Origin of the sequence: Synechococcus sp. 1G10, assembly GCF_002252625.1 — a bacterium.
Classification (GTDB): Bacteria; Cyanobacteriota; Cyanobacteriia; order PCC-6307; family Cyanobiaceae; genus Regnicoccus_A.
In genome coordinates this window covers 16,451-40,067 of sequence record NZ_NQKW01000008.1, presented here as the reverse complement: position 1 = coordinate 40,067, position 23,617 = coordinate 16,451, and the positions used below count along the sequence as shown (strand labels likewise).

The 23,617-nt window shown below is 65.5% G+C and carries 31 protein-coding genes and 2 pseudogenes; 15 read left to right on the top strand and 18 right to left on the bottom strand.

Annotation, left to right across the window (positions count from 1 at the left end; genetic code table 11):
• Positions 1–22 precede the first annotated feature (22 nt).
• Positions 23–664: a hypothetical protein gene (locus CJZ82_RS08860; protein ID WP_094555419.1), complete on the bottom strand. Its 642-nt coding sequence runs from the start codon at positions 662–664 to the stop codon at positions 23–25.
• Between the two features lie 229 nt (positions 665–893).
• Here CJZ82_RS08860 and CJZ82_RS08855 point away from each other — a divergent pair, with 229 nt between their 5' ends.
• Positions 894–2,447 carry an ATP-binding protein gene (locus CJZ82_RS08855; protein WP_094555418.1) on the top strand — a complete coding sequence of 518 codons (1,554 nt, stop codon included), beginning with the start codon at positions 894–896 and terminating at the stop codon, positions 2,445–2,447.
• Positions 2,438–3,139: a WYL domain-containing protein gene (locus tag CJZ82_RS08850; RefSeq protein WP_158218521.1), complete on the top strand. Its 702-nt coding sequence runs from the start codon at positions 2,438–2,440 to the stop codon at positions 3,137–3,139. Before CJZ82_RS08855 ends, CJZ82_RS08850 begins: the two co-directional genes overlap by 10 nt.
• 46 nt (positions 3,140–3,185) lie before the next feature.
• Here CJZ82_RS08850 and CJZ82_RS08845 read toward each other — a convergent pair whose 3' ends face one another.
• The 11 genes from CJZ82_RS08845 to CJZ82_RS08795 form a co-directional block, all read right to left on the bottom strand.
• Positions 3,186–4,376: a hypothetical protein gene (locus CJZ82_RS08845; RefSeq protein WP_094555416.1), complete on the bottom strand. Its 1,191-nt coding sequence runs from the start codon at positions 4,374–4,376 to the stop codon at positions 3,186–3,188.
• Positions 4,376–5,254, bottom strand: coding sequence for a hypothetical protein (locus CJZ82_RS08840; protein WP_094555415.1), 879 nt, complete (start codon positions 5,252–5,254; stop codon positions 4,376–4,378). Before CJZ82_RS08840 ends, CJZ82_RS08845 begins: the two co-directional genes overlap by 1 nt.
• Positions 5,254–5,688 (bottom strand): hypothetical protein, encoded by a 435-nt coding sequence (locus CJZ82_RS08835; protein ID WP_094555414.1) that lies wholly within the window; start codon positions 5,686–5,688, stop codon positions 5,254–5,256. The genes CJZ82_RS08840 and CJZ82_RS08835 overlap by 1 nt, the downstream gene beginning before the upstream one ends.
• Positions 5,688–6,962 (bottom strand): collagen-like protein, encoded by a 1,275-nt coding sequence (locus tag CJZ82_RS17785; protein ID WP_143593584.1) that lies wholly within the window; start codon positions 6,960–6,962, stop codon positions 5,688–5,690. The genes CJZ82_RS08835 and CJZ82_RS17785 overlap by 1 nt, the downstream gene beginning before the upstream one ends.
• A 77-nt stretch (positions 6,963–7,039) precedes the next feature.
• Positions 7,040–7,315: a hypothetical protein gene (locus CJZ82_RS08825; RefSeq protein ID WP_094555413.1), complete on the bottom strand. Its 276-nt coding sequence runs from the start codon at positions 7,313–7,315 to the stop codon at positions 7,040–7,042.
• Between the two features lie 2 nt (positions 7,316–7,317).
• Positions 7,318–8,130 (bottom strand): hypothetical protein, encoded by an 813-nt coding sequence (locus CJZ82_RS08820; protein WP_094555412.1) that lies wholly within the window; start codon positions 8,128–8,130, stop codon positions 7,318–7,320.
• Positions 8,130–8,429: a collagen-like protein gene (locus CJZ82_RS18350; RefSeq protein ID WP_158218520.1), complete on the bottom strand. Its 300-nt coding sequence runs from the start codon at positions 8,427–8,429 to the stop codon at positions 8,130–8,132. Before CJZ82_RS18350 ends, CJZ82_RS08820 begins: the two co-directional genes overlap by 1 nt.
• 3 nt (positions 8,430–8,432) lie before the next feature.
• Positions 8,433–9,155: a hypothetical protein gene (locus CJZ82_RS08810; RefSeq protein ID WP_143593583.1), complete on the bottom strand. Its 723-nt coding sequence runs from the start codon at positions 9,153–9,155 to the stop codon at positions 8,433–8,435.
• A gap of 100 nt (positions 9,156–9,255) precedes the next feature.
• Entirely contained in the window at positions 9,256–10,062 is an 807-nt protein-coding gene (locus CJZ82_RS08805; RefSeq protein ID WP_094555410.1) for a hypothetical protein, read from the bottom strand.
• A gap of 8 nt (positions 10,063–10,070) precedes the next feature.
• The gene (locus CJZ82_RS08800) at positions 10,071–10,493 is read right to left on the bottom strand and encodes a hypothetical protein (protein ID WP_094555409.1); all 423 of its coding nucleotides are present in this window, start codon (positions 10,491–10,493) and stop codon (positions 10,071–10,073) included.
• Between the two features lie 36 nt (positions 10,494–10,529).
• The gene (locus CJZ82_RS08795) at positions 10,530–11,429 is read right to left on the bottom strand and encodes a major capsid protein (RefSeq protein ID WP_094555408.1); all 900 of its coding nucleotides are present in this window, start codon (positions 11,427–11,429) and stop codon (positions 10,530–10,532) included.
• Between the two features lie 171 nt (positions 11,430–11,600).
• Here CJZ82_RS08795 and CJZ82_RS08790 point away from each other — a divergent pair, with 171 nt between their 5' ends.
• The 8 genes from CJZ82_RS08790 (at position 11,601) to CJZ82_RS08755 (ending at position 16,815) form a co-directional block, all read left to right on the top strand.
• Positions 11,601–12,695, top strand: coding sequence for a Fic family protein (locus CJZ82_RS08790; RefSeq protein ID WP_233130149.1), 1,095 nt, complete (start codon positions 11,601–11,603; stop codon positions 12,693–12,695).
• A gap of 198 nt (positions 12,696–12,893) precedes the next feature.
• The gene (locus tag CJZ82_RS08785; RefSeq protein ID WP_094555407.1) at positions 12,894–13,421 is read left to right on the top strand and encodes a hypothetical protein; all 528 of its coding nucleotides are present in this window, start codon (positions 12,894–12,896) and stop codon (positions 13,419–13,421) included.
• Between the two features lie 288 nt (positions 13,422–13,709).
• Positions 13,710–13,913, top strand: a complete 204-nt coding sequence (locus CJZ82_RS08780) for a hypothetical protein (protein WP_094555406.1) — start codon at positions 13,710–13,712, stop codon at positions 13,911–13,913.
• 119 nt (positions 13,914–14,032) lie between these two features.
• A complete protein-coding gene (locus tag CJZ82_RS08775; RefSeq protein WP_233130148.1) occupies positions 14,033–14,752 on the top strand; it encodes a L,D-transpeptidase in 720 nt (239 codons plus the stop codon).
• Positions 14,727–15,014, top strand: coding sequence for a hypothetical protein (locus CJZ82_RS08770; RefSeq protein ID WP_143593582.1), 288 nt, complete (start codon positions 14,727–14,729; stop codon positions 15,012–15,014). The genes CJZ82_RS08775 and CJZ82_RS08770 overlap by 26 nt, the downstream gene beginning before the upstream one ends.
• Before the next feature lie 177 nt (positions 15,015–15,191).
• Complete coding sequence (locus CJZ82_RS08765) at positions 15,192–15,761, top strand: sigma-70 family RNA polymerase sigma factor (protein WP_094555404.1); 570 nt, start codon at positions 15,192–15,194, stop codon at positions 15,759–15,761.
• A gap of 260 nt (positions 15,762–16,021) precedes the next feature.
• On the top strand, positions 16,022–16,324 hold the full coding sequence (locus tag CJZ82_RS08760; protein WP_094555403.1) for a hypothetical protein: 303 nt from the start codon (positions 16,022–16,024) through the stop codon (positions 16,322–16,324).
• Between the two features lie 179 nt (positions 16,325–16,503).
• A complete protein-coding gene (locus tag CJZ82_RS08755) occupies positions 16,504–16,815 on the top strand; it encodes a hypothetical protein (RefSeq protein ID WP_198949716.1) in 312 nt (103 codons plus the stop codon).
• A gap of 61 nt (positions 16,816–16,876) precedes the next feature.
• Here CJZ82_RS08755 and CJZ82_RS17780 read toward each other — a convergent pair whose 3' ends face one another.
• Positions 16,877–17,065, bottom strand: coding sequence for a hypothetical protein (locus tag CJZ82_RS17780; protein ID WP_143593581.1), 189 nt, complete (start codon positions 17,063–17,065; stop codon positions 16,877–16,879).
• Positions 17,066–17,202: 137 nt separating this feature from the next.
• On the opposite strand from CJZ82_RS17780, the gene CJZ82_RS08750 reads away from it, so the two are divergent.
• On the top strand, positions 17,203–17,736 hold the full coding sequence (locus tag CJZ82_RS08750; protein WP_233130147.1) for a cupin domain-containing protein: 534 nt from the start codon (positions 17,203–17,205) through the stop codon (positions 17,734–17,736).
• Here the strand turns inward: CJZ82_RS08750 and CJZ82_RS08745 are convergent.
• From CJZ82_RS08745 to CJZ82_RS08735, 4 genes are all read right to left on the bottom strand, one after another.
• Positions 17,636–18,199 (bottom strand): type II toxin-antitoxin system VapC family toxin, encoded by a 564-nt coding sequence (locus tag CJZ82_RS08745; protein WP_233130146.1) that lies wholly within the window; start codon positions 18,197–18,199, stop codon positions 17,636–17,638. The genes CJZ82_RS08750 and CJZ82_RS08745 overlap by 101 nt on opposite strands.
• Position 18,200: 1 nt before the next feature.
• Positions 18,201–18,362: a hypothetical protein gene (locus CJZ82_RS18345; protein WP_158218519.1), complete on the bottom strand. Its 162-nt coding sequence runs from the start codon at positions 18,360–18,362 to the stop codon at positions 18,201–18,203.
• Between the two features lie 221 nt (positions 18,363–18,583).
• The gene (locus CJZ82_RS08740; RefSeq protein ID WP_094555402.1) at positions 18,584–18,997 is read right to left on the bottom strand and encodes a type II toxin-antitoxin system VapC family toxin; all 414 of its coding nucleotides are present in this window, start codon (positions 18,995–18,997) and stop codon (positions 18,584–18,586) included.
• Positions 18,994–19,248 (bottom strand): antitoxin, encoded by a 255-nt coding sequence (locus tag CJZ82_RS08735; protein ID WP_094555401.1) that lies wholly within the window; start codon positions 19,246–19,248, stop codon positions 18,994–18,996. The genes CJZ82_RS08740 and CJZ82_RS08735 overlap by 4 nt, the downstream gene beginning before the upstream one ends.
• Before the next feature lie 78 nt (positions 19,249–19,326).
• Between CJZ82_RS08735 and CJZ82_RS08730 the strand changes: the two are divergent.
• The 3 genes and pseudogenes from CJZ82_RS08730 to CJZ82_RS08725 form a co-directional block, all read left to right on the top strand.
• Positions 19,327–20,286 (top strand): annotated as a pseudogene (locus CJZ82_RS08730) (zincin-like metallopeptidase domain-containing protein); the annotation flags it as partial.
• Between the two features lie 125 nt (positions 20,287–20,411).
• Positions 20,412–20,576 (top strand): annotated as a pseudogene (locus CJZ82_RS19585) (glycosyltransferase); the annotation flags it as partial.
• Positions 20,577–20,789: 213 nt separating this feature from the next.
• Entirely contained in the window at positions 20,790–21,644 is an 855-nt protein-coding gene (locus tag CJZ82_RS08725; protein ID WP_369820040.1) for a glycosyltransferase, read from the top strand.
• Between the two features lie 654 nt (positions 21,645–22,298).
• Here CJZ82_RS08725 and CJZ82_RS08715 read toward each other — a convergent pair.
• On the bottom strand, positions 22,299–22,763 hold the full coding sequence (locus CJZ82_RS08715; protein WP_094555398.1) for a bacterioferritin: 465 nt from the start codon (positions 22,761–22,763) through the stop codon (positions 22,299–22,301).
• A gap of 226 nt (positions 22,764–22,989) precedes the next feature.
• Between CJZ82_RS08715 and CJZ82_RS08710 the strand changes: the two genes are divergently transcribed.
• Positions 22,990–23,550 (top strand): DUF4236 domain-containing protein, encoded by a 561-nt coding sequence (locus tag CJZ82_RS08710; RefSeq protein ID WP_094555397.1) that lies wholly within the window; start codon positions 22,990–22,992, stop codon positions 23,548–23,550.
• The last annotated feature ends 67 nt before the right edge of the window (positions 23,551–23,617 follow it).

Genomic DNA, 23,617 nt, shown 5'->3' with positions numbered 1-23,617 from the left:
TTGGTGGGCCTTGCCACATTCATCATGAAGGCCCGGGGACCGGCTCGCCAACATTGCGAGTGGAACAGATCGAGCCTCCCCCGGCAGGACCTGGGGCCGCCTCGATCCGCTCGCGCAGCCTGACGGCCACAGCCAGCACAGCCTCAGTACTGGCGAACTCCTTGGGCACCAGCAGCCAGAGGCTCTCCACGAGCGGCTCCCACGGCCACACCGCCGTCAGCGCAGCCTGCCGCCAGGGGCTGCTCTGCAGCAGGGACGGGGGAACCGGCAGCAGCCCATCACCCCGTTGCAACTCCGCCATCCAATCGGTGGCAGCTACGGCATCGAGCGAGGTGATGGGGGCCAGCTGCTGCTCCTGCAGGGCGTGATGAAGCCCCGGTGCGGCCGCCAATGGCGGGGCCAGGAACCGGAATGTCCGGGGCGATGGCGCGGCGGCTGAATCGAGGCCGTTCAATCGGCAGGCGAGGAGCAATACCCAGGAGCCAAGGGGCAGCCAGGCCATCCCCTCCAGCGGAGCGGGGCAGACGCTCGCCAGCAGCACCGCCTCCAGTTCGCCAGCACGCAGCAGCTCACACCACTGGTTCAGGCTCCGCCACAGCAGCGGAGTGGGCCCCATGGGGGCGAGTCCGTCAAGCAGGTGCTGATGGAAGAGACCAGTGGTCACACGCAGGCCGGTGGCAGGGCGCAGGGGAGGTGGAATCGGAGCAGGCAGCGGATCTCGCGCTGGTCGTCGGGTGGCGGAATGCTCCTGCGACCACGGCCATAAACGGCCTTTGGTACTGACCGCCACCAGCACGGCATGCAGCGCTACCGAATCGTGATGGTTGCAGCAGGAAGGACACCGCCACTTGCTGCCCAATGGAGCTGGGGATGTGTCCCTCGATCCAACGCCCATGACTCGCTTATCTCCATCGACGACGGCCGAGCAGCGCCGCAACAACTCCGACTCGTCGGCTCGTCCGCTGCGCTGTCACCTGCTGATCGGCCCGCCGGCCAGCGGCAAATCCACCCTCGCCCGCCAACTGGCCACGCTGCTGAGCGGGCCCGGGGAGCTGCCGCCCTGTTACATCAGCAGCCGCGACATTCGCGCCGAAATCTTTGGCGATCGCGGTGTCTTTGGCCCTTGGGATGACATCGCCGCGGTGATGCACCAACGCATTCAGGAGGCTGTTCGCTCAGGTGCTCCAGTGATTGTCGAGGCCACTTTCTCGCGCCGCGCCTGGCGGCTGGCGATCACCCAGAAGCTGGAGCTGCCGGTCCCGGTGGAGTGGATCGGCTGGTGGCTGCGCACACCGCATGAGCTCTGCCAGCAATGGAACCGGCGCCGTGATCACAGCGTCCCTGAGCAGGTGATCGACAACCATGTCGCGCTGCTGGAGGAGGCCCCCTTCTCACCCAGCCGCTCGGAGGGATTCGCGGCGGTGGTCTGCGTTGAACCCCACCACCATGGGCAGCTGGAACCGCACCTGCATGTGGTGCTGGGGACGTTGGAGCGGCGGATCAGCGCCGCCCGCAACCGGGACGCTCGGCTGATTCCCCATGGCTACTCACGCCTGCTGGAGTGCGAGCGGCTGCTCCATCTGATCCAGCTGCTCAGCCGCCAGCCGGAACTGACCGCGACCAACGCCCTGCCGGCGGCGGACGCACCGGCAGGCCTGGCCGAGCGTGCGGCAGCCCAGCTCCGCCAGCAGCACGGGCCTTGCTATGCGGATGTCGGAGCGATCGCAGCCGACCTGGACTGGTTACGGCAACAGGGGTTCACCACCGCCTGGCACGTCAACTCTGAGCAGGGTGAGGCCGCGCTGATGCGGGCGGTCGAGCCGCCGCCCTGGCCGGCGTCGCAACCGCTCAGCGCGGGTGGCTGGTCAGCACTGGGCGATCGCGAGGCTTTTTGCCGTGCGCTCACCCTGCTGCGCCACATCCTTCATCACCCGTTTGATCGGCAGGAGGGGGTGGCGATCGACCACCACCTCGCTGCTCGGCTCAAGGCCCTCAGCGGCGGCCGTCATTGCTGGACACCCCGCCAGTTGCACCAGAGCATCACAGCGATCCTCACGCCCTATGGCTTTCGCGATGCGGCAGGCAGTGGCCGCCATGGCTATGCCCTCGGTGCCTCGCTGCTGCCCATGCCGCTGCAGGTGGAAATCCATGGGCTGCTGCAGGCCAATGCCGATCGGCTCGGTGATCCGAGCGGGCAGGCGATCGCCCGGGAGCTGGGCAGGCGGTTGCAACGCAGTGGCATCGTCATCGAGGCGGTGCCGCCGGTGCGGGCTTACTTCAACCGTTCCTTGCTGGCGGGAGATCAGCGCAGAAGCGGCACCCTGCTCAACACCGAGCAGGCCGAGCAGCTGCGCGGAGCCATTCAGCAGCACCAGCGGGTGGTGTTCACCACCTTGGCCGCCTCCCATGCCGGTCTGGCGAAATCCGTGGATGGCCCTTGCAGCTGATCTTCCACACCAGCGCCTGGTACCTGCTGTTTGAGCACGACCACATCGGGCAGACGGAGGGGTTGCTGGCTTGCCGGCGAATCGATCAGCTGGGGCTGCGCCGGATCGAAATCGGCAGTTGCCGCAGCCAGCCGTCCCATGCGGCGGCGCTGCGGCGCGGCGAAACCTTGCAGCACTACTGCGGCAGCCTTGAGTTCGGTGGTTCCCTCCAGGCGCAGCAAGCGGTCTGCGGATCGCCATCGGAGCAGCGCAGCAAGGCGATAGGCACCTTGCAGCTGAGCTGTGATGCCGCCGCCTTTGCCCTGCTCCGTGAGGAGGTGCGCCGCTTCCCGGCGGCGGCGGTGCGCCTGTCGCGGCCCCTGCCCGGTGATGGAGTGATCAGCCCGCCGGGCGATCAGCCGGCTCTGGTGCCATGCAGCCACTCCAGCCACCCCTACCCAGTGGAGATCGAGCTGCCGCTTTGGACCCTCGAGGGTGACCAGGACCTGCGCCGCTGGCTCTACGCCCTGGGCGGTGGGGTGCGAATCGAAGCGCCTCTGACTTTGCAGCGAGAGCACCGGCACTGGCTGCAGTGCGCCCTGGCGGCCTACCCCAGGAGAAGGGAGATCAAGAAACGGCAGCAGCCGCTGCGGCGGCGGGCTGCAGGAGCTTCTGGCCGGAAGGGAACGGTGCTGGAGGCGGGCGAGACTTGAGGGCAGGGCCGCCCTGCGGCTGTGTCTTCCATCCCAGCCCCGAGCACTACATCCCTCTCGGCCAGAGCACCCCGCTGCTGGGCCTGCCGTTGTCGCCTGCTGCCTCCTGCTGCGCGTAGAAGGGGTGCTGGGCCACACCAGGGGCGCCGAGGGCCACCGCGCTCCAGTCCGTCAGGAAGTCAGGCCCCAGCACAGGCCCCATAAGAACCGGACCCGGGGGCACTGCCGGGCAGAAATACAGCCGATCGGGGATCGTCTGCCAGCTGCTGAGTGAACCGATCGTGCTCCAGCCCGCCATTGCCGGCGTGCTCGGTGGCACCAGCACCCAGCAATCCATGCCACCGCTGTTGATCGCCGCACCGAGTTGATAGAAGGTCCCAGGCCCACCCGGGTTGCTCACCCGGCCCAGACGGCGCGGGTCCGAGTACTGGTTGCTGCCGAACCAGAAGAGCTGTGGCAGCGGCAGCCGTTCCTGCTTGGTGCCGTAGGCGAACATCTGACCCGGCCCGAAGCCGGACGGGATCAGACCAACACCCGTCACCAACATCTGCTCCAATCCACTCGGCGCCACCGGGTATGTGACAGCCGCCTGCAGCACATTGTTGTTGTAGCAGTAGAAGTTGCGGCTCTCAAACATGCCCGCCAAAGCCTGTGAGCGCAGCAGAGCCACATTCCAGCCGCTACTTGCTGAGCCACGGAACAGCATCAACGTGTGATTCTGCGCGTAGGTATCACCATTGGTCGTGGCGATGTTGCAACAGAAGAACTCAGATCCCGGCGTCGTGTCCATCAGCACGATCAGCCGGCCGTCGGCATTGAACAACGGGCTTCCGCTCGGCCCGTAGTACGACATGCCCGCACTTACGCTCGCCAGCATTGAGCTGAACTGCCCGTAACCACCGAACGTCCCATCGTCGGTGTAGGCACTCTCGAGCGCCAGGGTGAAACTCGCCGTCGATGATGAAGCACTGGAGCCCTGGTTCCTGCTGGTGTTGTAAAACCGCAGCAGGTACGGATTCAGCGGATGACCGAGCCGCCAGATGTAGCCAAAGTTCGTGGTGCCGGTCGCTGAACTGTGATCCTTGACGAGCTGCAGAGGAACACCGGCATTGCCGGGGTTTGCGTTCACCGCTGCCGCAAATGCCGTGAATGCCTCCGTAAGCCGCAGGCCCACCGATCCGGCCGCCTTGCTCACCCAGTCGTAGGGCGTCCAGTTCGCCGCCGAAACAGTCAGCATCAGGCGCCTCCGTCCTTGACTTTCACCGCCAGGCGGGCTGGCCCCAGCTGCAGCCACTGGGTACCATCGCCGCCGATGAAGTACCCGAAGCTCCCGAAGGTGCGGTTGTAGAGCGCCAGATCAGCCGGCAGCACCACCGGGTCGAACCACTGCACCGGCGGCTGCGGCTGAGGTGCCTGTGACGCTATGCCCGGTGTGATCGGGTTCCACTGCACCGGCTGAGTAAGCATCAGCGGCGTGGCCGAGGAGAAGTAATCAAGCCGGATCGAGGTGGAGAGCACCGCGCCGGGCCGGTTCGCAATCCAGGCCACCGCACCCAGCGCTCCGGCCATGTCCGTGAACGACAGATGCCACTGGCCTGAATACACATCCTTGGCGATCAGCACCACAACCGCCTGGCGGTTGGTGAACGTGTGCTGCGTGATGGAGAAGGCGAAATACTCCTGGCCTACCGCCAGGCTGCTCGCCACCACAGCTCCCAGCGGCAGCGGCTGCGGCAGCAGCGTGATCAATGAGCTGGTCGTGCCAACCCCGCCCGTGAGGGCGCCATAGCCGCCCAGCGCCGCGCCTGGCGTGTACCCGCTCACCAGGCCGCAGTGCGTGGTGAGCGCGCCCGTCGTCAGGTTCGCCACCCACTGGCTCATCAGCTCCACCGGCTGCCCGGCGTCGAGCACCGCCAGCCGGGCCTTGATCACCCAACCCGTGAAGCCAAGCACCTCCCCAGGGGCCTTCACGATGCTTAGCTGCTGCAGCGGGTTCTGCGCATTGGCTGCCGCCATCCAGGTGCGCAGCAGGCCATCCGCAGCGGCGAACACCTGCAGCACCACAAGCCCGCCGGTGTCACCACGGCGGCTCAGGTCAACCAGCGTCGCCACCATCAGGCGACCCCGCTTGTCACGGTGTCGTACTCCACCAGGGCCAGCACGCCGACGGTGGCCGAGTGGGGCACCGCCAGCTCGGTGCGCACACGCGCCCAGACGCGCTGCTGCACCGGGTTGTCGGCATTGGAGTAGGTGGAGCCAGGCGCTGGTTCCAGCACCGTTGTGGTCCCGTCGAACTTCAAATCCAGCAGCACCCCAGCCGAGCGCGGCGGGTCATCGGTGATCGGCCGCAGCGCATCCGCTGCTCGCGCTGCCACCGACGCATAGAACGTCACCCAGGCCGCGATCGAGCAGCTCACCGAAAGGAAGCGGCCATCCACTCCCAGGTTGAGGAAGGTCAGGTCCAGCGCCGATGGCGCGCTCACCATCGCTGTGGTGCGCTCCTCGAGCACACGCCGCGGCGTGTCGATCCGAGGAATCCAGCTGGGCATCAGGGCAAGACCGCCACTTTGCGGATGGCCCGCACCTGCTGCTGGAACGTCTTGGAGTTCGGCTCCGGCGGCCCGTAGAACCAGTCCTGGATCACATGAGTGGTGGCCCCGTCCTGCGTCGAGCTGCCGTAGTTGATCGCCTCGAACGCCTCAGCATTGCCCGCCTGGAACGCCGTGACCGCAGTGGCGGGCGGCACCGATCCCGAGTAGTTGGCCGTGGTCGGCGGCACTGCGTAGGCATTCGCACCGAATCCAGGCGTGTTGCCCTCGCTGTTGTCCGGCTTGAAGCGCCGGAACAGGATCTCCAGCTCGAACTGCGCCGGGATATACCAGTCGCTGTAGCCACCGATTGACAGGGCACGCGCCCACTGGTTGGCCGGATGGGCCGCATCCTTGGCTGCCTCGGAGTTGGCGTAGCCATCGAAAGTGCTGCTGGTGCCGGCGGTCGCGGTGTTCGTCGTCTTGCAGGCCCGCAGGACGTGGCCCGTTGCCTTCGGGGCGATCACCAGGGCGTGTGTGGCCACACCATTCGCGCTCTGAGAGATCAGGCCGCCATAGAAGCCGCCCTGGAAGGCCGCACCGATCGCAGGCAGGTTGCCCACTGGGATGCCCGTAGGCCCGCTACCCAGCAAGTACACATCACCCGTCGCCTGGTCGAGGTACATGTCGCCGACGATCGAGCCGGGAATGTTGGTCGGTGGTGGGCCGCTGCCCACGAACCAGCCCGTGCCGCGAGTACCGGCAGGCCCTGCGACACCGGTCGGACCGATCGGTCCCTGGATGCCCTGCGGTCCCGTCGCGCCCGTGGCGCCAGCCGGTCCCGTGCCGCCCGCAGGCCCTGTGGGGCCAGCAGAGCCAGCCGGGCCAGCCGGGCCGGCCGGGCCGGAGATCGAGCCCGCATCCACCCATTGCGTGGTCTCGGTGTCCCAGACAAAGAGGACGTTGGTGCGATCGGGCGGCACCGTCGCCACCACATAGGCATCGCCGTCGAGCTGCCCGCTGCTTGGCAACTGGGCCTGAGTGGCCACATTGCCCTTGAGGTTGATGCCCGTGCCCGCCGCACCCTGCGGGCCAGTGGGGCCGGTCGGGCCAGCGGGACCCGTAGCACCAGCCGGGCCGGTGCTGCCCGCCGGTCCCTGGGCTCCAACGGCACCGACTGAGCCCTGCGGCCCGGCCGCACCCGTCGCTCCTGCTGGCCCTGACGCGCCTGCAGGCCCAGCCGGACCCTGCGGGCCTTGGGGGCCGCGAATGTTGCCGGTGCTGGTCCAGGACATGGGCCGCCGCGCTCTCGGGGGTCTCAAGCACCTATTGCCACTGATGATTCCGGGACCCCACCAGCACGGGCCGCCGCTCAGTCCTGCTCAGCGTTGATCGGCACCCACTGCGTTCCCGTCCAGCGGCGCACCAGCACCGGTAGCCACTCACCCTGAAAGAAGAACCGGGCTGGCTTCTCGACCCAGGCGCTGCCCGTCCACACCCGCAGCAGGCCGCCAGAGAGCGGCGTCGGCGCCGGCTGCGGATCACCGAAGAACTCCAGCGTGGCATTCAGACCGCCAGGCCCCGAGTCCCAGCGGTCGCCGCCAGCTCGGTACGGCGGATCATCCCGATCACGGATGCTCCTGGCCACGCTCAGCCCCCGATCATGCGGCAGACGCCCTTGCTCACGCCCGTGGTGGTGGTGGTGCAGAGCTGAATCAACTGCAGGCAGGCCTGCTCGTGAAGATCAGGCAGAGCCAGCGCCGCCCAGTCGAAGATCTCAGCCTTGTTCGCCACAACCGTGAACAATCCAGCCCGATACCGCGTGCAGGTCACCCCGAAGGCGCCAGCCGTGCCCGTCGTCACGGAGAGCGTCACGCTGTTGACCGCCTTGATCCCTTTCTTACCTGCCGCCGGCAGGATCTGATACAGGCCCGACGCCCGGCTGGTGGCCGCCAGCGCGATCACCACGTTGCCCGTGGTGTCGTCATCGAACGTGCAGTTCACCGTGGCGTTCGCAGCCGCGGCGCCGGTGTCCGTGTACCACTCCAGCCACCACTGGAGCTGGCTGAAGTCCGTCAGGCCGATCCGCTCCGCCGGGATGCCCGTCAGGTTCAGCGGCAGGTTGGTCGTCTGCGCCGTCGCCACCGTGCCCGAGAGGCCGCCCGGGTGGCAGAGGCGATCGTGGATCTCCAGCGTGGAGGTCGAAAGGCTCGTGGCCACATCGACCCAGGCCAGGTAATTCGTGCTCGGCGTATTGAACGGCAGGTACGGCAGGCCACCTGCCGTGGTGTTGAGGCAGATCGCCTGCGTCGTCGGTGTCGCCCCTGGACCCGGAAATCCAGTCGCTTTCCACAACGAATAGAAGCGCCCCGCCACCGCGTTGGCGATCGAGGCCTTATCGAACAGCACATGGCGCGACTGGCCCAGCGCCGCAATCAGTTGGTCCCGAGTCGTGATTGCCATCAGTTGGTGTCCACCCAGAGGTCATTGATCGCATGGCTCGGCGGCGGGGCTGGCCCCACCGTCAGCCGTGAGGCATTGAGCTTCTGGTCCAGTTCCGTCTGCAGGTCCGCCTGCGTGCTCAGCGTTCCCGCGATCCCACCCCACACCGACGGTCCAGCAGGCCCCGTCGCACCGGTGGCTCCCGTCGGCCCGGTCGGTCCCGTTGCTCCCGCCGGTCCAGCAGGCCCCTGGCTGCCGGCAGTGCCAGACGCACCGTCAGCCCCCTTGATGTTGGTCGTGAGCTCCCAGGTCTCAGGCATGGCTCAGACCACCAGCTCGTACACCTGCCCGCTGATGCGGTCCAGGTAGAGGTCGCCCAGGGCCGGCGGTGGTTGCAGCAGCTCCGTCAGGGGTGGGCCATCGCCCGAATACCAGCGAGTGGCACGGCCGCCGGCCTCGCTGTTCATTGCCGCCAGCGCAGGCTCCCCATCCACCGGGCTCGGCAGGAAGCCCAGGCCGCCGGTGGGGTGCAGCCGCAGTTGCCACTGCTGCGCCACCGAGCCGTTGTAGGGGTTGCCCTGCAGGCCAGCACCCGGCACCAGGGGCTCCACGCCAGCCAGGCCCCCGGCTCCAGAGCCAGCAGGCACCGAGTAGGGCGGCACCGGGCAGCCGATCAGGGCCACCTGCAGGCTGGCGATCGAAATGCCGATGGTGACGGTGACGGTCAGATCCTCACGGCTCAGGTACACATGCCGCGGTCTCGGCACATCACGGGCCATGGCGTCCCAGCCGATCGTCTCGGTGCTGCCATCACCCCAGCTCACCGCAATCGGCTGTGGTGCCTTCACCAACGGGTCGATGTGCAGCTCGATCGCCGCACTCGTGATCGGCTCATCCCACAGCCGATCAGCCGGATTCCAGTACAGCTCCAGCTGATCAGCGGGCACAGGCCCCAGCCGGTAGCCCATTCGCAACCAGCGCGGCACCTCATGGGGCACCACCCACACCTCGCGGTCCGGGCATCCCCTCGGCGGGAGCACGCGCATGCGCTCATCAGGGGCGCTGGGCAGCGGGTAGGGCATAGAAGGGCTCTGCCTCCTCTGGATTGGCGCTACCTCCCTTTGCCAGGAAGCCAGGGTGGAAGGGTCAGCCGAGCAGATCAGCGGGGATCGACAGATCCGGCTCAGGGACGAGGCCAGGTTCAGCAGCCGCAGGCGGCTGCTCGGGCGGAGCCGTCACCGACTCCTCCCAGAGCCTGGTGGCCTCATCAACCAGCACCGCTTTGGTCTGGCTGCCATCCAGCAACACGCCGTAGTTCTCCTCGCAGCTCTGAACGATCTGCGTCTTGGTCATCGACGCGAAATCAGGCCCGGCCACCTCAGCATCAAGGCTGGGGGCGGGCTCCGGCTCCAGTCCGACCGGCTCAGACCCGACAGGTACCGGCCTTGCCGGTTCCGGCTCGGCCGTTTCGGGCACTGCTGGTTTTGGCTCGGTGCCCTGATCCGGAATGGTTCCGGGCACCGTCACCACTTCACCGCCCAGATCACCCAGCACGTCCTCCGCCGGAGGGACGACAGGAGTCATTTGTGCCTGACCCTCATCGATCGTCACCGGCGGATGCACCTTCCAGCCATCCGCCGCCCAGCGGTCGGCATGGACGGGAAAGACGAACTGGTCCTCCTTGCCCGATTTGGAGATGCGCAGCATCCCCTCGGGCGGCAGTTCCAGCACGGGATCAGCAGTCGTCGGTTCCACAGGCACGGTTGGATCGGTGGGGTTGAGCGGATCGGTGGGCAGCTCGGGTGGCTGCTCAGGTGTCGGTGCGGTCGGCACGGTGGGATCCGTGCCCTCCACGTCCGGTTGCGATGGAGCCGTGGGGTGCCCAGGTTTGGTCGGCTTGGTCACCGGCTTGCCCGGCACACCGCCGGGCGCCTTGACCTCGGAATCGTCCATGGCCGCCCTCAGTAGTTGAGGCTGACGTGGGCGCCATTCGGGGTGGAAGGCGTCAACGTGGCTCGGGCATAGAAGAAGGCCGGCAGCTCAACGTTGACGGCATCAGCCGGTGCCACCGCCAGGCTGCCGCCCGCGATTGGTGCCTCCACCTGTCCGCCGGCGGCGGGGATCGCCACGGTGGCCGCCGTCACCCAGGTGCCGACAGTGCCGTCCTTGAGCAGCGGCGCCAGTTGCAGCACCACCGTCACCGCCCCGGCAGCACCGGGATGGCTGGCCAGCAGCGTGAAGTCATCCGCCGCATCGAGCGGCGTGGTCAGCCTGACCACCTCCGCACTGACACGCGTGCGCTCAAAGGGATCGGTGGCGTTGTAATTGACCCACCCCACCAGCGTGGTGGCGGCGTCGATCAGCTTGTTGCCCTGGTGGGCCATGGTCGTGTCCTCTCAGTGATGAATGGGGAGGGTTAATCAGGCCACAGCAGGGCCGACGTTGTAGAGGCGACCGATCGCCTTGTCGTGGCACACCGCAAAACCCACGTACCAATCGACGCGGGTGCGGAACACCGGGGCGTCCTGCACTTCACCGAAGTCCCGCACGGAGATCCCGTAACGGCCCTCGAACGGGCCCTGGATGCCGGTCATCAGCTCATCGCCGAACGCCACGCAGTAGATCGAGGTGGTGTTACCGGCCTCACCAAAACCCAGCACCTCGTGGCCCTGGGCGTCCTGATCCAGCACCAGGATCTCGGTGTCCTCGAACCAATGGCGGCCGTCGATCACCTGATACAGGTCGCCGCCCGCCTCACGGCAGACATGGCTGATCTGGCGCCGGCCCGCCTTGCTGGTGATGATCACCTTCTCGCCGCCGAGGGCGTTGACCGCATCGACCAGCGCCTCCAGCTTGGTGAGCTTCACGGTGCCGGAGATGTTGTCCACGGTCTGCATCTGGCCGGGGATCAGCCGCTTGCTGAGACCGTTGAACGCCCGCGGATCGAAGCTGGCGTCACCGTTGATGATCGCCGCCTCCAGGGTGAGCCGCATCGAGCGCACCTTCTGCTCGGTCTGGCTGGCGCGGGCCTCAGGGCCGTTGAGATCGACGATCGAGCGGTCCACATCGAGATCGCCACCGAACAGGTGGACGAACTCGCTCTCCTGCGCCACGGCGCCGTAATCGCGCCGGTAGCCCTCATTGACGGCCCGGAAGCCGACACGGGGCATCTTCTTCTCCTTGGCGAACTGCAGAGCCCCGCCCGAAAGGTTGCGGAAGGGCAGACGACGAAGCAGCTGACCTTCCACGAAGGTCTTGGACACCGCGAGCCGATCGACTCGGGTTTCATGCTTCATCGCCTCGATCAACGTGAGGCCCATGGTCACTCCCGGGGCCTGACCCCAGCAACGTCACCACCTATTGCCATTGATGATTCCGTCGTGCTGGGAAGCGGTCGCTGGCGGCCGTCTTGTCAGCAGGGAGGGCGCTGGGGTCACCTATCGTCAAAACACGTCAGCAAAATGGCGTTTTCTTAACTGGTGCCCAGCGACGTGTCAGCTTCCCGCGGCTTCCTGCAACCGCTGCCTCCTGCCGTCGAGCTGGAAACAGTGGCGGTCCTGCGGGCTCTGGCCGCCGCCAACCGCGCCTTGGCGGAGCTCAAGGGCCGGGCGGCGACGATCCCCAACCAAGGCATCCTGATCGACACCCTCGCCCTGCAGGAGGCCAAGGCCAGTTCCGAAATCGAGAACATCGTCACCACCCAGGATGAGTTGTTCCAGTTGGGCCTGTTCCCGGACGGTCTGGAATCGGGTGCGGCCAAGGAGGTCGCCCGCTACCGGGACGCCCTCAAGCTCGGGCTGACGCAGCTGCTGGACACGGGCGGGTTGATTCGCAACGCCACGCTCATCGACATGTACCGCTTCCTGAAGGCACGCAGCGATGGCTTTCGCTCAACGCCAGGCACTGCCCTGATGAACGACAGGACCGGGGAGGTGATCTACGTGCCTCCACAGGACCGCAACGAGATCATCGCCGCGATGTCAGCACTGGAGGCGTTCATCAACGACGATGAGATCTGCCGGCTCGATCCGCTGATCAAGATGGCACTCATCCATCATCAGTTCGAGAGAATCCATCCCTTTGCCGACGGAAACGGCCGAATCGGGCGCATCCTGAACGTTCTCTACCTGACCAGAACAGGGTTGCTGGACATCCCGATTCTCTATCTCAGCCGCCATATCAACCAGCACAAAGCTGAGTACTACCGGCTGCTCCAATCTGTGCGAGAAGAGGGCGGCTGGGAGGCCTGGGTGCTCTACATGCTTGAGGCCGTCGAGAAGACCTCCAGAACGACCCTTGCGCTGGTGGAAGGGATCCGGGAGCAGATGGCAGATGTGAAGCAGCGCATGCGCACCCATCTCCCGAAGCTCTACTCCCAGGATCTGCTGAACAATCTCTTCCGCCACCCCTACACCAGGATTCAATTCGTCCGGGATGACCTGAACGTGACCCGGCAGACAGCCGCCGACTACTTGGAGCAGATGGTGGAGAAAGGTTTCCTGGAGAAACACAAGTCTGGTCGGAGCAACTATTACATCAACACGGCCTTGGTGGCCTTGTTCCTGCAGGTCTCAGAAGGCCCCTGAAGCCCCATCGGTTCGGCTTGGATCAATTGTTCAGGCTTGGCTCGGCCTTCTTCATTGTCCGCAGCGGGGCAAGGGTCAAGACATGCCGTCCCGTTATTGCACTGGGCGGATCGCCCCTGACGGGGCTCAGCCGCCCGTGCCGTGGTGGCCGGCCCTTGCCCTCGCTGCGCTCACTCAGGCGTCCTTCGCTGGCGCCCCATGGCACCGCACATCCTGATGATCCAGCGCACCACGCTGCCCTGCAGTGATCACGCCTATTGCTCCATCAAGTCCCAGCTCGTTCACGATGAGGCGCTGCCGGCGGAGCTGCTGGCCTGGTTCTGCCACTGCCCGCTCGATGCCATCACCGCCTGGCGGGTCGGCCCGATCTGGCTCGCCCATGGCGGGGAGTGGGCGGAGCGCCAGGAGCTGGAGAGCTTCCGCTTGCCCCATCTCGGTGGCACGGTGATCCACGGCAAGGCCGTCGGTGTCATGCCCGATCACCACAGCGGCGGCTGGCGTGCTCTCACAGAAGGTGAGGCGGATCGGGCGCTGATGGTGCTCTGGCGGTTCATGGGCGGGATCACGCAGTCCTCTGCACCCACCGATCACAGCTTCACGGTCACCCTCAGCCATCACCAGCTGGTGGCCTATCGAGCGGCGGATGAGGCCGGCAAGCTCGAGTTTCGCCGCAAGGTGGTCAGGGAGCGCCGTGAATTGAGGGTGGCCATGGGCCTGGCGGCCTGAGGCCAGATCACTCGGGCCTCACCGGGCCGCTGTGGCGGCCCACTTTTTTTGCTCACAGGCCCAGGCAAGAGCAACAGACGCCGTACCAGCAGAACCGCCTGATCGGGGGCGACAAGGAATGGGCTACGCACAGGCCACTGCATGTCGGGGGGCGCCTCAAGGGCTGCGCAAGGCCGGACCTGCTGCGCCGCTGCGCGGCTATGTGGCGCCGCTTTCGCGCCGCGCAGGCGTGGTGCCGTCCCCTTGACCCACCCCCCGCCTGCTTCCGTGTCCTGCGCTGCGCCTCCGATGGCCACCACGCACCGCTCCACTCGCGCCCGCTTCTCCGCTTGCAGCTCCGAGGCCCTCGAGGATCTGCTCTGGATCGCAGAAGGCGAATCAGCTCCCTGCCGCCGCGTCGCAGGGCTGGTGGCTGATCTGCTCTTCCAGCGGCAATTGGCCACTCCCGCCAGTTGTCCGGTCTGGATTCGGCCCGAGGAGCTTCCCTTCTGAGCCGCGCCCGGGCGTTGCTTGCGGGGCATTGGCCTCACTTTTTTTCTGGCTCCGCCGGGCCTGGCAAAGGGAAGCATCCACCCCGCCGGCGCCCTGCGTCCTGCTGCCTGGCCAAGCAGATGAGCCCCGAGCGGTTCCAGGACCGTTTTGAAGCCTTCATCGGCGAGGAGCAGCAGGTGTCCGGCGTCTGGTTGCTCTTTGGCGCGATCACTGAGACAGAAGACGCCGCAGTAATCCTCGATGAGACGGCGCCCTGGGCACTGCGCTTCTCCCAGAAGCCACCAACGCCACCGCCGCCGGTTGGTGGCCTCGACCCGCGTGGCAGCGAGGAGGCCGGAATGGTCGGTCCCAAGCTCGCAGCACCGGTCAAACCGGGTGATTCCTACCTGCTCGTGAACGACCGCGACGAGGACCTGGAGGCGTTTGATCACACCGGCACGTTCCTGTGGAAGGTGCCGTGTCTGGCCCGGGGTCAGGGTGCTGACAACGACTGGAAACACAACAGCACCGACACCCCACCAGTGCTGTATCGGCTCGGCCAGCTCTATCCCGACTACGAGCAGAACCCCAACCCGCCCTGCAGCGATACCGCCATGTCCTACGGCTGGTACAGCTTCGACGTGGTCGAGCTGGAGAACCAGGAGGTAAAGGTCGGCCGCGCCGGGATCATGCTCCACGGCGGTGGTTCCGGTTGCGGTTGGCCTGGCGCCTGGGCCGCCAACCAGCAACTGCTACCGACGCTCGGCTGCATCCGCCTCCACAACGTTGATCTGCGCGACAAGGTGCTGCCCCTCTACCGGAAGGGGACCGTCTATGTCGGCGTCTTCCAGGAGACCTGAGCCAGTGGAGGAGCGGCCCTTCAACCGCGAGCGGTTCCTACTGCGCCTGGTCGCTGTGGTGCTTATCGCTGAGGTCTCGCTCTACTCCTTTGGCGCGGGTGTCTGCGCCTGGCGCAGCGCTCAGCGACTGGTGCCCCAGGGAGGGCTGTGTACCCGCTTTGACAGTGCCGTCCACACCGCGTTCGGCGTCGCCCTCAACACCTTGCTTGCGCTGCTCGGCGGGAAGGCCTTGAGCGACAGCAACAGACCGCCAAGCCAATAGGCCACAGCAGGTCCTCGATCGATCGAGCTGGGAGTGATCGGACGTTCCATCTCGGCAGGGTCCGTCGTGGTGGTCGGGCTCGGTTGGTCGGGGTGGGCTGTCCTGCTGCTTGGCCTTGCTCAGCTTGGCCTCTTCCTTCGTCGAGGCCTTGGGTCGCGCGTCCTTCGCGATCAGGTCATGGCCCATACCCAATCCAAAGCCGATGCCCTTTTCCACCAGTTCCGTCCTCTCGCCGATTCCATCGCCCGCCGCTTCGCTTTCAAGTCCCAGCCACTGATCGAGTTTGAGGATGCCCGGCAGGTGGCCCACATGCAGCTCTGGCTTTCCTGCTACCAGATCAACGAAGCCATCACAGCCCCCGCCTATCACAGCCGCTGCATCAAGGGCGCGCTGCTCCATCACCTCCGCGATCACGGCCGCCTGGTCCGCGTCTCAAGGCGGGAGCACGAGAAGGGCACCCACCCCTGGCGGCACCACAGCCTTGATGTCACACCTGCAGGCGCCTTCACCAGCGGTCTCGATCTGCTCGAATCTCCCGAGTCAGATCACCAGCAGGAAGAGCCAGGCACCGCAGAAATAGAAGCGCTGCTCGATCGGCTGCCCGCCAATCAGGCAGCGGTGATCCGGCTGCACATCCTCGTAGGGCACTCCTTCCGCCAGGTGGCGGCCGAGCTGGGCATCAGCGCAATGAGCGCCCTGCGCCAGGAGAAGGCCGGCCTGGCCACCCTCCGCTGTGAGCTGGCCTGAGGGGCCCAGAGGGCCAAGGCCAGCGGGCCAGCTGCGGCTGGCCCAGCAGCCATCACAGCGGCAAATTTGGGGAGCAGGTCTTCCAAATTCGGGGAGCTGCCAACCAAATTCGGGGAGCAGTTCAGGGAGCCCCGCGCCTGGGGGTGCGCCGCGCAGGCCATCCCATGGTTCCCGGCGGGGCAAGGGCTGCGCAAGCGGCTCGTGCCTCGCCGCCCTGGCCCGCGCCGGGAGGGTCCATGGGGTCCTGCGCCTGGCTTCCCGTGCCCCGCAACACCTGTCGTTCCGATGAGCTGCTCGATCTGCTCCGCAGCTGCGGTTCTGATCTCGATGCCCTGCCCCTGAACACCTTCCACCTGCTGAGGGTGCTGATCACCCATGTCAGGGAGCAGGATCACCGCATCAGCGAGCTGGAGCCCCGCTGCAAGGAGCTGGAGCGCAAGCTGGCCCAGCTCCAGGAAGCCACCGGCCAGCCGGAGTGGCAAGGCAACGAGTTCATCGAACTCCCGGCATCGCTGTTCGAGGAGGCCTTCGCCGATGGCGAGGAGCCCGAGAAGAGCAGCTGAGTCCGCTGGGGTCGCTGCTCAGGGCGGCCCCTTACTGAGGGGGCCGTGCCGGGTTGCCGCAGTCTCCGCCGGGGGCAAGGGCTGCGCGAGTCGGCCAGGCCGCTGCGCGGTGGCCGCCCCTTGCCTTCCCGGCGGACTGGCGGGCGTCCCGTCACCGCGCCACCGAGGTGCCATCGGCCATGTCCTGCTATCTCGATGCGATCGCCCGCAAAGATCCCGTTGGCCTGATCGAGCAGTGCCACCTGCACCTGCTGCAGATCCTGCGCTCTCAGCGATGCAGCCCGATCCAGCGGTCCTGGATCAGTGATCAGCCCTATGGCGAGGAGGAGATCACCCTGCTGGAAGAAGAGCTGATCCCCGCGATGGAGGAGTTCCTCTCCCGCATCAAGGAGATCGATGATTTCCTCCTCGCGCAACAGGAATTTCTAGGGAGGTGCCAGCTGGAAGCCGATCGTGATCGCGCCCATGCCACAGAGGCAGCCGCCGCCTGAGGCGATCAGGGGCTGGTGCCCGCCAGCCCTTTCGGGGCTCTGTCCCTCGGGGCCCTGCCCCTCACCAGGCTTTGCCCTTACGCAGGTAACTCTCCAGTTCCGCCTTGCGGATCACCCGCGACTCGCGGTTGTTGCTGATCTGCACCAGGCCACCGGTCATGGCCGCCGTGGCTCGCCAGGGCCCGGGTTCAGCAGGCTCCGCCGGCGCTTCTCCCAGCAGAGCTGCCAGTGCCTCTCGTGCTCCAGCCATCGAACCTCTTGCCTATCCACAGCTCTTGCCAGAGCGGATCAACAGACGGCACTGGCTACGTGGTTCACCACCACCAAAAGGCTTGACCGGTAAAGCCGTCTGCGCCTGATTTGGAACAGATTGGGGCCATTGCAGAGGTGGGTGTGCTGACTGACGGCCGTTCACTAGCTCTGATCTGTGGACTGGGGCTGCTGGCGCAGGCATCGCCTGCCCGCACAGACGAGGTGATCGGCCGACCTGGCGACGGCGGGGTCATCACGGTGCGGCCAGCCACGCAGCAAGACAGCCGCCAGGGTCTTGGGCGATTCGTGGGCATCTCTGGTGCCAACAGCGGGGCCCGCACGCTCTCGCTCAACCGCATCGTCATACCGCCCGGTGCCAAAGCCAGGGCTCATCGCCACCGCAACTACGAGACGGCGATCTATCTGCTGCAGGGAACGGTGGAGACCCGATATGGCGCCGGTCTGCGCCAGCGGGTGGTTAACCGCGCCGGCGATTTCATCTTCATTCCAGCCGATCTACCCCATCAACCGGTGAATCTCAGCGCCACGGAGCCAGCGATCGCGATCGTCACCCGCTCCGACCCAAACGAGCAGGAAAGCGTGGAGCTGCTCGACGATGCCGGTCAGCCCCTGCCAGCTGACCACCAGCACGGTCCCGCCCATCCCTGAGCAGATCGGCTGCCAACAGGTGGGAGTGCGCTGCCCATGAAAGAACCTCCATCTGCAGCAGCGCCACAGCCTGCTTGAGCCGGCGATCGAAGCAGGCAAAGGTCAGCGGTTGTTCACTGTTGATCTGCAGTTCATGGGCTGCTGCCAGCTGCACGCTGTCGTAGGCACGCAAGGCAAAGACATCAGCAAACCGCCCGGCTGTCTCGACGAGGCTCTGGCTGACCTCGACGATCGTGCAGAGCGGCCAGCTCTGGATCAGTTGCACGCCGGCCTGCTCGAGCATCACGGCATCGCCGGGGACCTCTCGCCCACGGCGGCCCATGCCCGCCATGACTTCTGCCCAGGTGATCCGGCACACCGCAATGGCCTCGGCTTCAATGCTGGCTTGCAACATCTGATCGGAGCCAGGCTCGCTGATCAGCAGCTTGATCAGCGCACTGGTGTCGCAGAACAGGATCACCATCTCAATCCCGGCCTTCCAGCACGGTCTCACTCACGAGCTTCCCGCCATCGTTCAACTTCACCGGCGGAGGAAAGACCGGCTTCTGGCCGTTCCAGGTGATGACGCCGGCATCGATCGCTTTCTGCAGCGGATGCGGCGAGGAGGATGGATCTGGCTGCTTCACGGCGGTGATTTGAGGTGGGTCTTGAGATCCCGCACCGACACCTGCTTTGCGACCACATCAGCCATGGGCACTGCTGCTTTTGTGACTACTTTAGAAAGTTGGCTAGAAATGCGGCGCTCAGGCTTTCTCACTGACTCAAGTGCGCCGCTGGAGGCGATCGTCGCCTGCGTGATTGATCTGGTTCAGTCTTCGTTGTCGCCTGACATGCAAAGTTCCATCGCTTATCCCGCTGCGGCCCAATCCACCAGGGCCAGACCTTCGATGCGGGCGAATTCACGCACGTTGTGGCTCACCAGGGTGGCGCCAAGGGCCAGGGCATGGCAGGCGATCCAGAGATCGTTGCCGCCGATGGGTGTGGCCTGCCGCTTGAGGGTGTTGGCCTGAACGGCGTAATGGCGGCAGATGGCAGGGCCATCGGGGTAGAGCACCGGCATCTGCCGGGCCAGGGCATCGAGCTGCTGGAGGGTGGCCTCGCGGCGCTGGCTGCCCTCGGCACCGCGCAGCAGTTCGGCCCAGGTGATGAACGACATCGCCAGGCTGTCGTCACCGGCGAGTTGATCGATGCGCTCGGCCACCTGCGGCGGCCGGTTCTTGATCAGGTAGATGAGGATGTTGGTGTCGAGCAGGTAGATCAAAGGGTCTCCCGGTCCTGCACCGGGCTCGGACTGGCCTGCAGCGCCTGCAGGCTGGCCACGAAGCTGGGCTCAAAGCCCGCGAGGGTGTCAAGCAGGGCCTGGCCACGCTGGGGCGGACAGGGATGAATGATCAGATCACCGCTGGGGCTGCGGGTGATCTGCACCCGGTCGGTGGCAAGTCGGAACTCGGCGGGGATGCGCACGGCCTGGCTGTTGCCATTCATGAACACCTTGCTGGGAAGCACGTCCATGGCGTTCTGACTTGTACGTACGGGTATGTGAGTACATCGTAGTCGAAAGACCGTGGCCTTCTCACGCTCGCGAGCAGCATGGCCCGCGGTCCCACACCTCAGAACAACGAGCGCCCGCCTCCCGGAAGGGGCATGGGAACAGTTGCACGGGCTTCCTCATGGTCGCCCCACGGGCAAGGGCTGACGCAAGCGGCTTGGCGACAGGCGCCGTCGCCGCCCTTGCCTACGCGGGGCACCACTCGGGCGTCCCGCGCTTTGCCTTTCATGGCCGCGTCCAAGTCCCGTTCCCGCAAAAGCATCGCTGGCCCCACGGCCGAGGAAAAGATCGTTGCCGCCTTGATCGAGCTGATGGAGGCCGGCTCGGCCCCCTGGCGGCGGCCATGGGATGGCACTGGCGGTGGCCACCACGTCAACTTGATCTCGGGTCATCGCTACCGCGGCGCCAATCCGATCCTGCTCACGCTCGGAATGCACATCCGAGGTTCTGCTCTGCCGTTCTGGTGCGGCTTTGCCGAGGCCAAGATGCTCGGGATCTTCCCCCGCAAGGGCAGCAAGGCGGTTCACATCTTGCGGCCGCAGCTGCACAGCCGCGAGGAGCCAGGCGAAGGCGGTGAAGTCAACGTGCGTAGCTGGGCCAGCTACCGGCCGGTGGCGGTCTTCAATGCCGCCGATCTCGAGGGCGAGGTCCTTCCCGGCCTGATCGAAGCACGCAAAGCGGCAGAAGGCGTGGAGCCCAGGCCGGAGCCCGAGCGCCTGGAAGCGGCGGAAGCCGTGGTGGCTGCCTGGCCGGTGCCGGTCAGCTTCGGGGGGGATCGGGCCTGCTATCTGCCCGGCATCGATCGGATCCAGCTGCCCGATCGCGCCAGCTTCCACTCACCCGGTCCATTCTGCGCCACCTGGGCCCATGAGCAGATCCACTCCACAGGCCACGAATCCCGCCTGAAGCGGGATCTGGGCGGTGCCTTCGGGAAGCCGCGCTATGCCCGTGAGGAGCTGGTCGCTGAGCTTGGGGCGGTGCTGCTGGGTGATCGGTTGGAGATCGGCAGCGAGATGCCACTACTCCGGTGGAAGAAGCGAACAACCATCATCCAAAGACGTGATCTGAACAGCCTGTGGCCGAAATCCTTCTGCTGTCTGTCCCGGTATTCGGCCATGTCAAGCCGATGCTGGCCCTTGCCCGGGAGCTTGTCAGCCGTGGTCATCGGGTGCGCTGGCTGGCTGGAGCGGCTTTCCGGGACCGCGTCGAGGGTACGGGTGCTGAATTTTGTGGTTTCCAGCAGGGCTTTGATTACTCCCGCCCTGATCTTGTGCCCGAAAACCTGCAGGCTGTTCGTGATCGACTGCGCGGTCTTGCGAAGTTGCGCTTTGATCTCGGCACGTTCTTTATCAGCCCCTCCGAGGGCTTCTGCAGGGATCTGATCCGCCTGCACGAGGAGTCTCCCGCAGATCTTTTGGTGTGCGACAGCTTTCTGATGGCGGGTGCCTGGTGGTCGGAATGCACCGGGCGTCCCTGGGTTCAGTTGTGTTGCACCGTCCTGACGTTGCCCAGTCGCGCGCTGGCACCGTTTGGGCTTTCATTGCCTCCGGATGATTCCTGGCTGGGCCGGATCCGCAACCGACTGCTGCAGGGTCTGGTACGCAACGTGCTGTTCCGATCGCTGCGCCGCAGCGCTGATCAAGCCAGAGCAGCTCTGTCTTTGCCACCGATGCGGCCCTGGCTGTTTGATGTTGTCTCACCGCACCTCGTTCTCAGCGGGACGGTGCAGAGCTTTGAGTATCCAAGGCCAGACTGTCCACGCCAGGTGGTCTTTGTCGGACCTCTGCTGGAGAACAAAGATGAAGCGTTCGCACCTCCGGCGTGGTGGGGTGAACTCGATAACACCACGGTGGTTCACGTCAGTCAGGGCACCATCAGCAATGACCCAACTCAGCTCCTGCGCCCCACGCTTGAGGCACTTGCGGATGAGCCTGTGCTGGTTGTGGCCTGCACGGGCCGCCTTGATGGGGGGCTTGATGCCCTCGGTCCCCTGCCGCCCAATGCCAGGGCGGCTGGGTACATCCCCTATGGAATCCTGCTGCCGAAAGTCTCCGTGGTTGTGACCAACGGTGGGTTTCAGGGTGTGCAGGCGGCACTGCGCCACGGGATTCCGATGGTCACCGCTGGTAAGAGCGAGGACAAGCCTGAGGTCTGTGCGCGATTGCAGCTGACCGGTGCGTCGATTGATCTGGCGACTGCAACTCCGGAACCGTCGGCCATTAGGTCTGCAGTCAGACGAGTTTTGGAGGAGCCATCGTTTCGTATCTCGGCCGCAGCTCTCGCCCAAGAAGCTGCTGAAGCCGGTGGAGCCCATGGAGCGGTGGATGCGATCGAAGTTGTTCTGGGCTCCGCCAGGTAGTGAGTGGTCCAGCTGAAATTCAGGAGCTCCAGCAGCACTTGCTGGTTTGGTGGGAAATCCATGGCCGCCTTGAACGGGTCCAGAAGCCGTGGATGTTCACCGGAGATGGGAGGTAGCCAGAGACTGGTGAGCACTTACATCCCTATCCAATTCACGTGGCCGAGGTGAAGCTTGAGTTGGATGGCTTTTATTGGACAGCCCGGACCCCTGACATCGTTAACTCCGGACGGGGGGAACAGGGTTCTGTCTCAATGTAGACCTCATGGGGAGTTCTGCCTCCCAGGGCGCTGTAAGGAACCCAGGCCCTCCATCTGTAGTCAGCCGAAGGGTTCTCCTCGATCCGCTCCTCAGGCCCCCCGAGAAAGGCCTCCAGATGCTCCCGCCGGCGTGCGCGGACCAGCAGCCGACCACCAGATGGGTCGCTCCTGTCGGCCACGATCGATACGAATCCCTCTGGCAGGAAGACCCACATCAGCCAGCCCCCAGACTATTGAACGCTGATCTCAGGGTGGCAAGTCAGAGCCGTTTTGGCTTATTGGCGGGCCTGGTGGGGAGGGGATTCGGAAACTTTTTTGAGAGAGGGGAGGAGAAACCCTCCGGTCCGGCCGCCCGATCAGGATCAGGCTGAATGACCCGGAATTCAGGCGCAGGGAGTCACGTTGAAAATGGCTCCAGCTCCCCAGGGCGACGCAGCATCTTGTTGACCTCATCGAGATGCATTTCTTCAAGGACAATCATTTCGCGAGCATACTCTTCCAGCAGAACTGATCGATTCTCAGCAAGAGCAAGTAATTCATAGTAGGCCTTCAGGGCCATCGATTCATGCTCAAGGCTTTCGCGAAGAATGTCGCCAATGTCGTGCTTCTGGGTTTCCAGCAGGGTGCCAATGCGCAGCGAGGGATGTCCACCAAGCAAGGTGACCATTCCTCCGGCCTTGTGCGCATGCATCAAACCCTCCGTGGCATTTCCCTTCAACCACGACACAATCGGTATCCTGTTGTAGCCGTACACCATCAGCGAGTAGTGGGTGTACTTCACCACCCCTGCCAGCTCCAACTCCAGGATCCGGTTGAGGGCCTCCACCATGGCTTGCTTCTCCGGAATCTCGATCGTTTCCATAACCCACACCTGTGCTTGGAATGGACGAACGCCCCGACCGTAGGAGGGGCTTATGGGCCTTCGCTCAAAATCAATCCTAGGAGCGTGTTACGCATAGCGCCCACCGGAAACGTCAGCAATGTTGACGGCCTAGGCCGAATTGGGGTATCTCAAAGAGGAATCACTGCAGCACGGGCAAGAAGAGGCAGGATCTGCCTCTTCTTGGCTTTTGAGCCGGTGCGGCCCCATGCCCTTCCGCTTCCGCCGCTCCGCCCGCCTCGGCCCACTGCGTTTCAATTTCGCCAAGGGGGGCCTGAGCTCGATCTCGTTGGGCGGCCGGGGTGCCTCGTTCAACATCCCGGTGGCTCGCAGTGGTGCCCCCCGCACCACCGTGGGGCTGCCCGGAACGGGCCTCAGCTGGAGCGTGGAGCACGCCCATGATCGCCCCGCCGCCATCCCCGCCGGAACGGGCGAGGGCCTGCCCAACACCCGCCGGCTGCGGCCCGGCCAGCTCGATGCCCTCAAGCAGTCGCTGCTGGCTGTGCTGCGCCAGAAGCTGTTCGCTCCAGGCTCGACAGGTGATCGGTTCTGGGACTACGGGCTGGTGAGCCGTCTGCTCGCCGATGGCCCGCTCGGTGCGCGCACCACGGGTCTGCTGGCACTGATCGAAACACCGGAAGCGATGGAGGCCTACGTGCTGCGGTCCCAGGGCCAGGACGATCTCAAGCGCCGGGCCCATCGCTGCATCGAGGCGGTCCAGGAAGCAGGCCGGCTGGCCAGTGCTCGGGGGTGCCTGCCTCAGGCATAAACCCCTAATGGGGTATCCGGATGACGGCATTATGATTGTCCCGTGATTTCTTCGCCGGTGGCTGGGG

What these genes read in the sequence shown, in the direction of transcription:
- CJZ82_RS08855 (WP_094555418.1), top strand. Translation starts at nt 894, where the DNA reads ATGACTCGCTTATCTCCATCGACGACGGCCGAGCAGCGCCGCAACAAC.
- CJZ82_RS08845 (WP_094555416.1), bottom strand. Translation starts at nt 4,376, where the DNA reads ATGCTGACTGTTTCGGCGGCGAACTGGACGCCCTACGACTGGGTGAGC.
- CJZ82_RS08840 (WP_094555415.1), bottom strand. Translation starts at nt 5,254, where the DNA reads ATGGTGGCGACGCTGGTTGACCTGAGCCGCCGTGGTGACACCGGCGGG.
- CJZ82_RS08835 (WP_094555414.1), bottom strand. Translation starts at nt 5,688, where the DNA reads ATGCCCAGCTGGATTCCTCGGATCGACACGCCGCGGCGTGTGCTCGAG.
- CJZ82_RS17785 (WP_143593584.1), bottom strand. Translation starts at nt 6,962, where the DNA reads ATGTCCTGGACCAGCACCGGCAACATTCGCGGCCCCCAAGGCCCGCAG.
- CJZ82_RS08820 (WP_094555412.1), bottom strand. Translation starts at nt 8,130, where the DNA reads ATGGCAATCACGACTCGGGACCAACTGATTGCGGCGCTGGGCCAGTCG.
- CJZ82_RS18350 (WP_158218520.1), bottom strand. Translation starts at nt 8,429, where the DNA reads ATGCCTGAGACCTGGGAGCTCACGACCAACATCAAGGGGGCTGACGGT.
- CJZ82_RS08810 (WP_143593583.1), bottom strand. Translation starts at nt 9,155, where the DNA reads ATGCGCGTGCTCCCGCCGAGGGGATGCCCGGACCGCGAGGTGTGGGTG.
- CJZ82_RS08805 (WP_094555410.1), bottom strand. Translation starts at nt 10,062, where the DNA reads ATGGACGATTCCGAGGTCAAGGCGCCCGGCGGTGTGCCGGGCAAGCCG.
- CJZ82_RS08800 (WP_094555409.1), bottom strand. Translation starts at nt 10,493, where the DNA reads ATGGCCCACCAGGGCAACAAGCTGATCGACGCCGCCACCACGCTGGTG.
- CJZ82_RS08795 (WP_094555408.1), bottom strand. Translation starts at nt 11,429, where the DNA reads ATGGGCCTCACGTTGATCGAGGCGATGAAGCATGAAACCCGAGTCGAT.
- CJZ82_RS08785 (WP_094555407.1), top strand. Translation starts at nt 12,894, where the DNA reads ATGGCACCGCACATCCTGATGATCCAGCGCACCACGCTGCCCTGCAGT.
- CJZ82_RS08780 (WP_094555406.1), top strand. Translation starts at nt 13,710, where the DNA reads ATGGCCACCACGCACCGCTCCACTCGCGCCCGCTTCTCCGCTTGCAGC.
- CJZ82_RS08775 (WP_233130148.1), top strand. Translation starts at nt 14,033, where the DNA reads ATGAGCCCCGAGCGGTTCCAGGACCGTTTTGAAGCCTTCATCGGCGAG.
- CJZ82_RS08770 (WP_143593582.1), top strand. Translation starts at nt 14,727, where the DNA reads ATGTCGGCGTCTTCCAGGAGACCTGAGCCAGTGGAGGAGCGGCCCTTC.
- CJZ82_RS08765 (WP_094555404.1), top strand. Translation starts at nt 15,192, where the DNA reads ATGGCCCATACCCAATCCAAAGCCGATGCCCTTTTCCACCAGTTCCGT.
- CJZ82_RS08755 (WP_198949716.1), top strand. Translation starts at nt 16,504, where the DNA reads ATGTCCTGCTATCTCGATGCGATCGCCCGCAAAGATCCCGTTGGCCTG.
- CJZ82_RS17780 (WP_143593581.1), bottom strand. Translation starts at nt 17,065, where the DNA reads ATGGCTGGAGCACGAGAGGCACTGGCAGCTCTGCTGGGAGAAGCGCCG.
- CJZ82_RS08745 (WP_233130146.1), bottom strand. Translation starts at nt 18,199, where the DNA reads ATGGTGATCCTGTTCTGCGACACCAGTGCGCTGATCAAGCTGCTGATC.
- CJZ82_RS08735 (WP_094555401.1), bottom strand. Translation starts at nt 19,248, where the DNA reads ATGGACGTGCTTCCCAGCAAGGTGTTCATGAATGGCAACAGCCAGGCC.
- CJZ82_RS08715 (WP_094555398.1), bottom strand. Translation starts at nt 22,763, where the DNA reads ATGGAAACGATCGAGATTCCGGAGAAGCAAGCCATGGTGGAGGCCCTC.
- CJZ82_RS08710 (WP_094555397.1), top strand. Translation starts at nt 22,990, where the DNA reads ATGCCCTTCCGCTTCCGCCGCTCCGCCCGCCTCGGCCCACTGCGTTTC.